Source organism: Methylomonas montana (assembly GCF_030490285.1).
GTDB classification, from domain to species: Bacteria; Pseudomonadota; Gammaproteobacteria; order Methylococcales; family Methylomonadaceae; genus Methylomonas; species Methylomonas montana.
The window spans coordinates 776,957-790,027 of sequence record NZ_CP129884.1; the positions used below are offsets into that span (position 1 = coordinate 776,957).

Annotated in this window: 7 protein-coding genes; 6 read left to right on the forward strand and 1 reads right to left on the reverse strand. The window is 53.5% G+C overall.

Annotated elements, in window-relative coordinates:
• The first annotated feature begins 13 nt into the window (after positions 1 to 13).
• The 3 genes from QZJ86_RS03850 to QZJ86_RS03860 all read left to right on the forward strand — a co-directional run bounded on the left by QZJ86_RS03850 (position 14) and on the right by QZJ86_RS03860 (position 9,393).
• Positions 14 to 3,175: a type I restriction endonuclease subunit R gene (locus tag QZJ86_RS03850; protein WP_301936574.1), complete on the forward strand. Its 3,162-nt coding sequence runs from the start codon at positions 14 to 16 to the stop codon at positions 3,173 to 3,175.
• 247 nt (positions 3,176 to 3,422) lie between these two features.
• Positions 3,423 to 3,938 (forward strand): hypothetical protein, encoded by a 516-nt coding sequence (locus QZJ86_RS03855; protein ID WP_301936575.1) that lies wholly within the window; start codon positions 3,423 to 3,425, stop codon positions 3,936 to 3,938.
• Positions 3,939 to 4,248: 310 nt separating this feature from the next.
• Entirely contained in the window at positions 4,249 to 9,393 is a 5,145-nt protein-coding gene (locus tag QZJ86_RS03860) for a RecQ family ATP-dependent DNA helicase (protein ID WP_301936576.1), read from the forward strand.
• Positions 9,394 to 9,418: 25 nt separating this feature from the next.
• Here QZJ86_RS03860 and QZJ86_RS03865 read toward each other — a convergent pair whose 3' ends face one another.
• Positions 9,419 to 9,907, reverse strand: coding sequence for a TlpA disulfide reductase family protein (locus QZJ86_RS03865; protein WP_301936578.1), 489 nt, complete (start codon positions 9,905 to 9,907; stop codon positions 9,419 to 9,421).
• A gap of 98 nt (positions 9,908 to 10,005) precedes the next feature.
• Between QZJ86_RS03865 and serA the strand changes: the two genes are divergently transcribed.
• From serA to QZJ86_RS03880, 3 genes are all read left to right on the forward strand, one after another.
• Positions 10,006 to 11,589: a phosphoglycerate dehydrogenase gene (serA, locus tag QZJ86_RS03870; RefSeq protein ID WP_301938905.1), complete on the forward strand. Its 1,584-nt coding sequence runs from the start codon at positions 10,006 to 10,008 to the stop codon at positions 11,587 to 11,589.
• A complete protein-coding gene (locus QZJ86_RS03875) occupies positions 11,586 to 12,227 on the forward strand; it encodes an HAD-IB family phosphatase (protein WP_301936581.1) in 642 nt (213 codons plus the stop codon). The genes serA and QZJ86_RS03875 overlap by 4 nt, the downstream gene beginning before the upstream one ends.
• Before the next feature lie 69 nt (positions 12,228 to 12,296).
• A complete protein-coding gene (locus QZJ86_RS03880; RefSeq protein ID WP_301936583.1) occupies positions 12,297 to 13,049 on the forward strand; it encodes a YebC/PmpR family DNA-binding transcriptional regulator in 753 nt (250 codons plus the stop codon).
• The last annotated feature ends 22 nt before the right edge of the window (positions 13,050 to 13,071 follow it).

Consider the following 13,071-nt stretch of genomic DNA (forward strand, 5'->3'; position numbering starts at 1 on the left):
CTAAGGACAGCACATGATCTCGGAAGACCAACTGGAACAACTCTGCCTCGACTGGTTTAGGAACATTGGCTATGACTACATCAATGGTTATGACATTGCGCCTGATGGCGAATATCCTGAGCGTGTCGATTATCGCCAAGTAGTGCTATTTGACCGTTTACTCAGCCAGCTGCAAAAAATCAACCCGCATATTCCGCTCGACGTACTAGAGCGTGTATCACAGCAAATCGCCAAGCCGGAATCTCCGGTTTTAATCAAAAGCAACCATGTGTTTCATCGCTTGTTATTAGAAGGCGTGAAGGTTGATTTTAAAATCGACGGCGAAGAGAAAACCGATTATGTGGCCTTGCTGGATTTTGCTATGGTCAGCAATAACCAGTTCTTGGTGGTGAATCAATACACGATTGCTGGCAGCAAAGGCCATCGTCGCCCGGATGTGTTGGTGTTTGTGAATGGCTTGCCGTTGGCTGTGTTGGAGCTGAAAAATCCGGTTGATCAAAATGCCGATATTTGGGCGGCTTATCAGCAGTTGCAAACTTATAAGGATGAAATCAGCGATTTATTCATCTTTAACGCGGCATTGGTAGTCAGTGATGGTTTGCATGCGCGGGTGGGTTCGCTCACCGCTAATAAAGAACGCTTTTTGCCGTGGCGCACGGTGGCCAATGAAGACGATAAGCCGCTGTTTGAATACCGTCTGGAAACCTTGGTGAAGGGCTTTTTTCAGCCGGCATTGTTTTTAGATTATCTGCATTACTTTATTTTGTTTGAGCAGGACGACGGCCAGCTGATTAAAAAGATTGCCGGGTACCATCAGTTTCATGCAGTGCGGGAAGCGGTGAAAGCCACGGTGATCGCTGCGCAACAGATAGACGACCGTTCTGCCGAACCCCGCGCCGATTACGCGCAGCGGGTGGTGCCGGGATCGGGTAAGGCGGGGGTGGTGTGGCATACCCAGGGTTCGGGCAAGTCGATTTCGATGGTGTGTTACGCCAGCAAGTTATTGGCGCAGCCGGAAATGAATAATCCCACCATCGTGGTGGTGACCGATAGAAACGATCTGGACGGTCAGCTGTTTAATACCTTTAGCATGGCGGTGGAAACCCTGAAACAAACCCCGGTGCAGGCCGGTGATCGCGACGATTTGCGCGAGATGCTGGCGGCGCGGCAAGCGGGCGGGATTATTTTTACCACCATCCAAAAATTTGCGTTGCTGGCCGATGAAACCAGTCATCCGGTATTAAGCAATCGCCATAATATCGTGGTGATTAGCGATGAAGCGCACCGCAGCCAGTATGGCGATAAAGCCAAGTTAAATGCCAAAACCGGGCAATATAGCTTTGGTTATTCCAAGCATTTGCGCGATGCCTTGCCCAGCGCCAGTTTTATTGGCTTTACCGGCACGCCGATTGCCGCGCAGGATAAAGATACGCGGGCGGTGTTTGGCGATTATGTCTCTATCTACGATATTCAGGATGCGGTGGATGACGGCGCGACGGTGCCGATTTATTATGAATCGCGCTTGGCTAAGCTGGATATAAACACGGCAGACATCGAAGCCTTGAATGCGGAAGTGGACGAGGTCATTGAAGACGAAGAAGACATCGCCAGCCGCGAAAGCACCAAATCACAATGGGCGGCCTTGGAAAAGCTGGTGGGCAGTGCGCCGCGTGTGGCGCAAGTCGCTAACGATTTGGTCAGCCATTTTGAAACCCGCATTGCCAGCATGCCGGGCAAAGCCATGATCGTGTGCATGAGCCGCGATATTTGTGTGGAGCTGTACAACGCCATTGTGGCGCTTAAGCCTGAATGGCACGATGCCGACCCCAACAAAGGCGCGATTAAAATTGTGATGACCGGCTCGGCCTCTGACCATGCCAAGCTTCAGCCGCATATTTATAGCAAGACCACTAAAAAGCTGTTTGAAAAACGCTTTAAAGACATTAACGATCCGCTGCAATTGGTGATTGTGCGCGATATGTGGCTGACGGGTTTTGATGCGCCTTGTTGCCATACCATGTATATCGACAAGCCAATGAAAGGCCATAACCTGATGCAGGCCATTGCGCGAGTGAATCGGGTATTTAAAGATAAGCCCGGCGGCTTGGTGGTGGATTATATCGGCATTGCCAGCGAGCTGAAGCAGGCGCTGAAAACCTATACCGATTCCAAAGGCAAAGGCGCGCCCACGCTGGATACGCACGAGGCGTATGCGGTGCTGTTGGAAAAAATGGATATTGTGCATGGCATGATGCAGGGCTTTGATTACAGCGCGTTTGAAACCAAGGCTTTGCAGTTATTGCCGGGCGCAATGAATCATATTTTAAGTTTGCAAGGCCGCAGTGGTGAGTTGGACGGCAAAAAGCGCTTTTTAGACGTGATGACGGCGCTGAACAGTGCTTACACCTTATGTTCTACCTTGGATGAAGCCGAACCGCTGAAAAAAGAAATTGCGTTTTTAGGGGCAGTGAAAAGTGCGATTAGCAAATTTACCTCGGTGGATAAGCGCCGCACCGATGAGGAGAAAAACTCTGCCCTGAAACAGATTATTGATAACGCCATTGTTGCCAATGGCGTAGACGATATTTTTAGTTTGGTGGGCTTGGATAAACCCAATATTGGCTTGCTCTCGCCTGAGTTTATGGATGATGTGGCGCGGCTGAAAGAGAAAAATCTGGCGGTGGATTTATTAGAGCGTTTGCTGCGCGATGAAGTGAAAGCGCGCATGAAAACCGATGTGGTGTCGGAGAAAAAATATTCTGAGCGTATTCTGGAATCTTTGCGCAAATACCACAACCGCGCCATCGAAACCGCTCAGGTGATTGAAGAGCTAATTGCCATTGCCAAAGACATGCAGGCGGATTTGGCGCAAGCGGAAAAACTGGGTTTAAATCCGGACGAAATCGCCTTTTATCGAGCGTTAATTCAGAATGAGTCTGCGGTGCGTGAATTGGGGGATAACAATCTGCGTGAGCTTGCTAAAGAGATTACCGAGCAATTGCGTAAAAGCACCACTGTTGATTGGGCAAAGCGGGATAGTGTGCGGGCGAGGTTGGGTAATCTAGTCAGGCGCGCACTGCGTAAATGGAAGTATCCACCCGATAAAGCTGATGAAGCTGTAGAACTGTGTTTAAAACAAGCTGAGGTGCTGAGTGAGGCTTGGAGTGCGGGCTAATGAGACACCGAATGTGCCTTGGCTTTATGATTTAGTAACATCTAAATATATTAATGACTTAAATTTAGATTTGTATCAAATAGATAACGTATTAGTTAAGCTTCCCCACCCCAAATACCAAACCCCAGCCGGTTCCGATTGGGGTTTTTATTGCCGGAAGGTTTGTGGACTTGTTGGAAAAACTTGCAACCAAGCGGTAGGCTGAGAGAAAGTATAGTTTCTCCGATCAAACTCTAAAGGTATTGAAATGAAATTCCAGATAGTTGCGGCTACTTTTTTTATCACATCCACTCTGACTTCAGGTGCGTCTTGGGCAGAAAGCATATGTTATGACGTAGTAGAAAGTTCTACTTCCACAACCAATATCACGTCTACTTTACAGACGGGACAAATCAAACTCAAATTAGTGAGGGCCGGTACATCCGATGTCGTTTTTAATAAAACCGGTACGCTTGTCGGCGTCATCACCGGTACCTTACCGGATGGTCGGCCAATTTTGACTCATACTGCTAAATTCAGCGAGGGCTTCAGCTATACCACCCAAGGCGATGTTGCAACGCCAATGGGTGATCCTACTCAGTGTTCTTTCGCCGCAATCGAATTCATAAGCCATATTGCAAGAGGAACAAAGCTATTTGACAATCTTCAGCCTTACTTTGATGAAACTGTTTATAACGGAGTCGTTGCTACCGGAGAAATTAGCAACTGTCCCGACCTTAATCGGAACACTTTCAGTTTAGCGGGAAGGCTTTGTAAGCCTTAATCCATCAGCCATTTTCAATGCAAAACAGCGAGTTTGTTGCTAAAGACAAATACAAGTTCGACTAATTTTGTTTGAGTGTTGTCGCGGTTGAATGAACTCACCTGATGCGTATTTTTTGCTTGGAACCTTTGAACATAGTTCAGAACGTTCAACTATAGCGCTTGTTTGAACGGCGATCTGAGCATTAAATACAAAGTCACGGCACTGCAATCCGACATTGATCGGCCGTTTGACGGGATTAGGCCTAATAGCGCTAAGCAATTTCAATCGTCGCTAACCTGAACATTTAAGTGCATTCCTTTCCAAGCTAATGGCTCATCAAACCGACAGAACCCGAGCCAAATGCCTTTGCATTGATATCGAAACCGCCCGTCAGGATAGCTTGAAGTTGCGGGAAATAGGCGCCTATCGCCCGGACACCGATGTGCGCCTGCGCGTATCCGGCAAGGCGCCTGACTTGGTTAAAAAGCTGGATCAAATCAGCGAAGGCGCGGCGTTTGTGTTGGGGCATAACGTGATTGCCTTCGACCAGCCGGCTCTATCGGCACTGCATCCCGATTTGGCGCTGCATCGCTTGCCTTTGGTCGATACGCTGGAACTGTCGCCGGTGGCCTTTCCGCAAAATCCTTATCACCGCTTGGTGAAAGACTACAAACTCTGCACCACCACCCGCAACGATCCGGTCCGCGACGCGGAACTGGCTTACGAATTGTTTCTGGATCAGGCCGATGCGTTGCGGCAGCGGGTGGCGGAACATCCTGACGAAGCGCTGTGCCTGCATTTTTTATTGGCGCCGGAGAACGGTAAGGGTGTGGCGAATTTCTTTGCCACCTTGCGCGCCGCGTTGCGGCCTTCCTTGAGCGATGCACAAGCGGCCTGGCAGCGAGCCACCGGCGGCAAGGTGTGCCGCGCCGGACAGCAGCTGGTCGTCAACGACTTTTTGCCCGAGCCGGCTTGGCATAAGTCTCTGGCTTATGTGTTGGCTTGGCTGCGGGTGGCGGGCGGCAATTCGGTGCTGCCGCCCTGGGTGAGTTTGTCCTTCCCGAAAACCCGCGAGTTGATCGCGACCTTGCGCGATGTGCCTTGCGGCGATGCCGAGTGTGAGTGGTGCCGGGAGCAGCATGATCTGTCGCAATTGTTGCCGCGCTATTTTCCGGGCATCACGCAGTTCCGGCCGACGCCAACTAGCGAGGATGGTGGGTCCTTGCAACAAGCCATCGTCGAACATGGCTTTGCCGGCACGCCGACGCTGGCGATTCTGCCGACCGGCGGCGGCAAATCCTTGTGTTATCAATTGCCGGCCTTGGCGCGCTTTTACCGCAACGGCAGCCTGACGGTGATCATCTCGCCGCTGCAATCCTTGATGAAGGATCAGGTCGACAATCTGGAAGCGCGCGGCATTACCTGCGCCGGTTACATCAATAGTTTGCTGAATCCTATGGAACGACAACTGATGCTGGATAAGTTGCGGCTGGGCGATTTGGGTTTGATCTTTGTCGCGCCGGAACAATTTAGAAGCAGCGCCTTCGGCAAGGCCTTGATGCACAGGGAAGTCGGCGCCTGGGTGTTCGACGAGGCGCACTGTTTATCCAAATGGGGACACGATTTTCGCCCGGATTATTTGTACGTGTCGCGTTTTATAAAAACCCGGCAAAAGGACAAGCCGTCGCCGGTATTTTGTTTTACCGCCACCGCCAAACCGGACGTGGTGCAAGACATTGTCGAGCATTTTCGCAAGCGCTTGGGTATTAGGCTGGCGTGTTTGACTGGCGGCGTCAGCCGGGAAAACCTGCTATACGAAGTGCATGCGGTGCCTGCCCAAGCCAAATACCCGGAAGTGCTACGCTTGCTGGAGCAAAGCTTGCGCGACGAGGGCGGTGCCATCGTGTTCTGCGCGCGACAGAAGACAGTGGAGGAAATGGCGGAATTTTTGAAACAGGCCGGCCTGGATTGCGGTTATTTCCACGGCGGCATGCAGCCCGAGCAAAAACGGCAGGTGCAGGAAGCCTTTATCGCCGGCGAGCTGCGGGTGATCGCCGCCACCAATGCCTTCGGCATGGGCGTGGATAAGGCCGATGTGCGTTTGGTGATTCATTTGGACACGCCAGGCTCATTGGAAAATTATCTACAGGAAGCCGGGCGGGCCGGTCGCGATCAAGACCCGGCGCGTTGCGTGTTGCTGTATGACGATACCGATCTGGATGTGCAGTTTCGTTTACTGCGTAATTCCAGGCTGACGCAACACGATATTTCCGCGATTTTAAAAGCCTTGCGCAGCATCGAGCGCAAAGACCGCAGCGAAGGTTCGGTGGTGGTCACCAGCGGCGAAATCTTGCTGGAAATACCGGACAAACACGGTATCGATCCCGATGCCGCCGATGCCGACACCAAGGTCCGCATCGCGGTGGCCTGGCTGGAAGAAGCCCGTCTGCTGGAGCGCCAGGAAAATCATACCCGCGTCTTTCCGGGCAGTTTGCAGGTGGCTAGTATCGATGAGGCCAGAGTCTTGCTGCAGAAAAAGCTGGAGCCGAATGCCGACATCGAGCCTTATATCGTGCTGCTGTCGCAGTTGTTTTATAGCGAAGACGACGAAGGCATCAGCACCGACGACCTGATGCTTGCTACCGGCCGCAATTCTCATGAAGTGCAGAGCATGTTGCGCGAGCTGGACCGCTTTAAACTGGTGTCCAACGATACCGAAATCGGCGTCACGCTGTACCGCGATCCCGACACGGTCGATAGGCTGGAGGACTTGCGCAAGCTGGAAGACGCGTTGATCGCCAGCTTGCGCGAGGAAGCGCCGGACGCGGATCGGGAGCAATGGCAGATTCTGAATGTGCGGCGGCTGTGCGATACCTTGCGCCGCGAGGCCGGCGTGGAGTTGACGCCGGACAAATTGACGCGTTTGATGAAATCGTTTGCCGAAGCCTTTGGCGATAATACCAGCCTGCGCGGTTTTTTTGCGTTACGCCCGGCCGGCCAGGACAATCGCTATCTGAAATTGCTGCGCAGCTGGCAGAAGATAGATGACATCCGCTGCAAGCGCATGCGGCTGGCTCAGGCCTTGCTGAATTACTTTCTGGTGCAACGCCAGGGCAATAATCTGCTGGTCACCTGCAAGCAAGGCGATTTGGAAGCAGCTTTGCGAGTCGATCTGACGTTACAGGATCTGGATGTACGCGATTGGAATGTGGCTTTGGCGGCGGCGTTGATTTATCTGGACAGCAACGAAGTATTGCATCTGGCCCGTGGCAAGGCCGTGTTCCGGGCGGCGATGAGCATTCAGCTGAATGCCGAAGCCCGGCGCCGGCAGTTTAAAAAATCAGATTACGCCGAGCTGGCCTTGCATTACAAGGACAAGATCATCCAGGTGCATGTGATGGCGGAATACGCGCGGCTGGCGCTAGGCAAGATTCAGGCGGCGATGGCGTTTATCGTCGATTACTTTGCCATGGATAGACACGAATTTGTACGCCGCTATTTTGCCGGCCGCCAGGATATTCTGGAAATGGCCACCACTGAGGCCGCGCATCGACGCATTCTCAGCGATCTGCAAAATCCGGAACAACAAGCCATCGTCGCCGCGCCGCCGGAAGGCAGTCAACTGGTGCTGGCCGGCCCCGGTTCCGGCAAGACCAGGGTCATCGTGCATCGGGTGGCCTGGTTACTGCGCGAATGCATGGTGTTGCCGGAAGACATCATGGTTTTGAGCTATAACCGTTCGGCGGCCGTCGAAATTCGTAAACGCTTGTGGGCCTTGATCGGCGCGGATGCCGTTGGTGTAACCGTGCAAACCCTGCACAGCCTGGCGATGCGCTTGACCGGCACCAGTTATGCTGTCGCCGCCGAGCATGGCGAGACAGTCGATTTTTCCGCCGTTATCAAAAACGCCACCACGCTCTTGAAACAAGCGGAGCAGGGCGACGACATCGGTCCGGGCATACAACGCGACCGCTTGCTGTCGGGCTTGCGCTATCTGCTGGTCGACGAATATCAGGACATCAACGCCGAGCATTACGAGTTGATTAGCGCGTTGGCCGGCAGGGCTATCAATAGCGAGGACGATAAATTGTCGCTGTTGGCGGTGGGCGACGACGATCAGAATATTTACGCGTTTGGCGGCGCGAACGTTCGCTTCATCAAACAGTTTACCGAGGACTATCAGGCCAGGACTTTTTACCTGATCGAAAACTACCGCTCCACGGCGCATATCATTCATTGCGCGAATCGGGTGATTGCGCCGGCGCGGGAGCGGATGAAAACCCAGCAGACCATCCAAATCAATTACGCCCGCCGAGATGCGGCGGATGGCGGCGAATTTGCCAAACTGGATAGTTTGACTCAAGGCCGGGTGCATATCCTGGAAACCCCGGCGCCGCTCTATGGTGAAGTCGAGCTGGCGCTGGCCGAATTGATTCGGTTGAACAGGCTGGCAAACGCAGGTCAAACCAGCCATTGGGGCCGTTTTGCGGTGATCGCCAGACATTGGGAAACGTTGGAACCAATGGCGGAATTGTGCCGGTTGCAAGGCATTCCGGTGCGCTTGATGCGCGACAAGTATCTATTGAATTTGTATAGCACGCGGGAAGGCTATGGCTTGCTGGCATTATTGAACAAGCAAGGGCGAAAGTCTCGCAAACCCCGGCTGTTGTTGCGCTGGGGGACGTTGTCGCGCTGGTTCAAACGCCGCTATCGTCAGAAGGTGGACGACCCGATCGAACATCCCTATCGAGCCATGCTGGCGCAATTCATCAGTGCCTCCGAATCGATCGCGCCAGGATGCCAGCAGGTGGTCAGCAATCTGGTCGAAGCGCTTTACGAATTCGATTCCGGTAGTCAGATCGGCGAAAACGATAGCCGGCATGCGCCGTTGTTGTTATTGACGGCGCATCGTGCCAAGGGCTTGGAATTCGATCATGTGCTGATTCTGGATGGCGGCGGCTGGCAGCAAACCCGCGACGAAGAGCGGCGGTTATTCTACGTGGCGATGACCCGGGCCCGCAAGACCCTGACTTTGTCTACCAGATCAGGTGGGCGGCATGCTTTCGTTCGCGATTGCGAAGCGCTTTGCGTTAAAACGCAGCCGCAAGCCACTCGCGAGTTTCAAGCGCTGGGCCAACGCACTTGGCTGGCCGATTTGGGGCAAGTCGTATTGTCATGGCCGGGATATTTCGCGCCGGATAAGGCTATTCACCGGGCGATTGCGCAGCTGGAGGTCGGCTGCGAATTGATCTTGCGTACCAGGAGCGACGGGCAAACCGGTTGGGAACTGGCGGACAAAAACGGTGTGGCGGTTACCCGAATGGCTTTGGCTTTTACGCCGCCGCCGGGCAATATCGTGGCGGTAAGGGTGGCGGCGATTGCGGTTTGGCACAGAAAGTCCGGCGATGACGAAAAACTGCGTTGCGAGCATTGGGAGGTGGTGTTGCCGGAAATTTCGTATATGCCGCGCTGATGCGCTAAAAAACCGATAAAAGCACTTATAACTGTGCCAGATGCGCGCTTAAGTCTTTAACATCGAATTTGCCGACTTTGTGCATCGCGATGGCGCCCTGGCGGTCGATCAAAAAAGTGGTCGGCGTCAGTTGCACATTGCCGAAGGCTCGGACATGGCGGCCGTCGATATCCAGCGCGACCGCGTACGGCAACTGTCTTTCCTTGCTTAGCGTTTGCACGCGGCTGGGCGGGTCGTAGGGCATCGCCACCGCGACGATTTGCAAGCCGCGATCCTTGAATTGCTCATGCAGAGCGATTAAATCCGGTATTTCCTCGATGCAGCTGGGACAATCCGTCGCCCAAAAAGTGATTAGTACCGGTTTGCCTTTCAAGTCGGCAATGGCGAGCTGTTCGCCTTTTAAGGTGGTGAAGACGGCATTGGGGGCTAGGCTTTTCGTGTAGGTCAGCCACCAGGCGATGACGCCTAGCAAGCAAATGGCCGAAAGGACGCCAAGCGCCGATTTTATTCTCATAAGCAAGGGATATCCGGTAGTGGGTCTGGAACGCGCATTACGGCGATTATAGCAAAGCTGCTAGAATGCAGACTTTATCCAATAATCCAGTCAAGGCGATGAAAAAGATACTGATTTCAGACAAGCTCGCGGAAGATGGCATTAATTTCTTAAATGCACAGGAAGGCATACAGATACATATTCAAACCGGTCTGAATGAAGATGCGCTGTGTGAGATTATCCCGGAATACGATGCCTTGCTGATTCGCAGCGATACTCAGGTGACTGCGCGGGTATTAAAAGCGGCGACGCGTCTGAAAGTGGTCGGCCGCGCCGGCATCGGGGTGGATAACGTCGATTTAAATGCTGCCACCGAGCAAGGCATCATCGTGATGAACACCCCGGACGCCAATGCGACGACGACGGCGGAATTGGCGATTGCCCATATGTTTTCCTTGAGCCGCAATCTGCCGATCGCCAACCAGTCGGTGAGAGAAGGCAAATGGGAGCGCTCCAAGTTGATGGGTGCCGAAATTGCCCATAAGACCTTGGCGGTGCTGGGCTTCGGCACCATAGGCCGGATCGTCGCGCAACGCGGCAACGGCTTGGGCATGCGGGTCATCGCTTACGATCCGTTCGTGGCGCCCGACATTTTTACCAAGCACGGCGCGGAAATGGTTGATCTGGATACTTTGGTCAAACAAGCCGACTATCTGACCCTGCATTGCCCTTTACTGGAAAAAACTAAAAACATCATCGGCCGCGCGCAGTTGGCGGTGATGAAAAAATCGGCGCGCTTGATTAACTGCGCACGCGGCGGCTTGGTCGATGAAACGGCTTTGTTCGACGCCTTGAAAGAAGGCCGTATCGCCGGCGCGGCGCTGGATGTATACGAAAACGAGCCGCCCAAGGATTCGCCGTTGTTGACGCTGGATAATGTGGTGTTTACGCCGCATTTAGGTGCTTCGACCAAGGAGGCGCAAGTGGCGGTCAGCGTGGAGATTGCCCGGCAGGCGGTTAAATATTTGCAGACCGGCGAAGCGGTCAATGCCTTGAATCTGCCCAGATTGTCGGCCGAAGAGTTGAAAAACGCCCAGCCGTTTATGAATCTTGCCAATATTCTCGGCAAGGTGCTGGTCGGCTTGATCGATAAGCCGATCGAAAAGCTGGAAGTGGCGGTGTTTGGTAAGGCTGCGCGGGTCAAAATCCGGCCGATCTCGGCCGAAGCGATGGTGGGTTTACTGGGTGGGCAGTTTTCCACGCCGGTCAATCGGGTGAATGTCGAGAATATTGCCAAGCGCCAGGGTATTACCTTGATCGAGTCGCAGACCGATGAATCCGAAGGCTATCAGTCCTTGATCAAGATCACCGGACATTGCGGCGACAAATCGGTGTCCCTGGCCGGCACCTTGTTGGGCGACCAGCACCCGCGTCTGGTCAGTATCAATCAATTCGAAATCGAAGTGGTACCGGAAGGCGCGTTATTGATTACGCGTCATGACGACAAGCCGGGCGTGATCGCCGCGATCAGTTCGATCCTGGGCGCCGCCAATATCAATATTACCCGGATGCAGGTCAGTATTGCCGACGAGCACCAGTTGGCAATGATGGTGATCAGTGTGTCCAATCCTTTAAACGAACAGGTGTTGAAGTCGGTTTGCGAAGTGCCGGCGGTACATACGGCGAGGCAAATTGCTTTATGAGTTTTGATGTTATTTGTTTTGATTGCGACAGCACATTGAGCCGGGTCGAGGGTATAGACGAACTGGCCCGTCGCCACGGTTTGTTCGAACAAGTGGCGGCATTGACCGAGGCGGCGATGAACGGCGAGCTGGCGCTGGAAGCCGTTTATGCCAACCGGCTGGAGTTGATCAAGCCGGATAAGGCGGCGATAGAGTGGCTGGCGGAGTTGTATATCGCCGAAATGGTCGAAGGCGTCAGCGAAACCATTCAGACCTTGCAGGCCAATCAGAAGCTGATTCATATCATCAGCGGCGGCTTGCGTCAGGCAATTTTGCCTTTGGCCGAGCAGCTGGGGATTCCGGAAGATCATGTGCATGCGGTCGATGTGCTATTCGATGAGGATGGCAATTATCAGGATTTCGCCAGGCATTCGCCTTTGGCCGTCAGCGGCGGCAAGGCGCGGATTTGCCGACGGCTGAGAATGCATCATTCGTCCTTGGTGATGATAGGCGACGGCAAGACCGATCTGGAAGCCAAATTGGCCGGCGCGTATATGATCGGTTTCGGCGGCGTCGTGCGCCGGCCCTTGGTTGAGGAGCAGGCCGACCACTATGTCGCGGACGCTTCGCTGGCGGCGATATTACCGCTGGTATTGTAAGCTAAGGGTCGATAAGCGGGCGCGACGATGATAAAATCCTTAAATTTTTAAAAGATTCAGAGAGATACAATGGCAGGGCATAGTAAGTGGGCTAACATCAAGCATCGCAAAGGCGCTCAGGACGCAAAACGCGGCAAGATTTTTACCAAAATGATTCGCGAGATTACCGTGGCCGCGAAGGGTTCCGGCGGCGGCGATCCCTCCAACAACCCGAGTCTGCGCACCGCTATCGATAAGGCGCTCGGCGCCAACATGAAACGCGATACCATCGATAACACCATCAAAAAAGCTATCGGCGCGGTCGACGGTGTAGTCTATGAAGAAGTGCGTTATGAAGGTTATGGTCCTGGCGGCACGGCGGTGATGGTCAATTGCTTGACCGATAACCGCAATCGCACCGTGGCCGATGTCCGGCATGCGTTCTCCAAGGCTGGCGGCAATTTGGGTACCGACGGTTCGGTGGCTTATATGTTCCGCAAGGCCGGGATTATCAGCTATTCCAACGAAGTCGATGAAGATGCGTTGATGGAAGCGGCGATGGAAGCCGGCGCCGAGGATGTCGTCACCAATGACGACGGCTCCATCGATGTGTTCACCACCCCGGAAGATTATCTGACCGTCAAGGAAGCCATGGTCGCCGCCGGGTTTGAGCCGGAAAACGCCGAAGTGACGATGCACGCGGACGTCAAAACCGAACTGGACGCCGAGGCAGCGGAAAAAATGCTGAAGTTGATCGACAGGCTGGAAGATCTGGACGATGTGCAGGATGTGTATTCCAATGCCGACATCAGCGACGACATCATGACTGCACTCGATGCCTAATCACTCGATTAAATTACCCGCA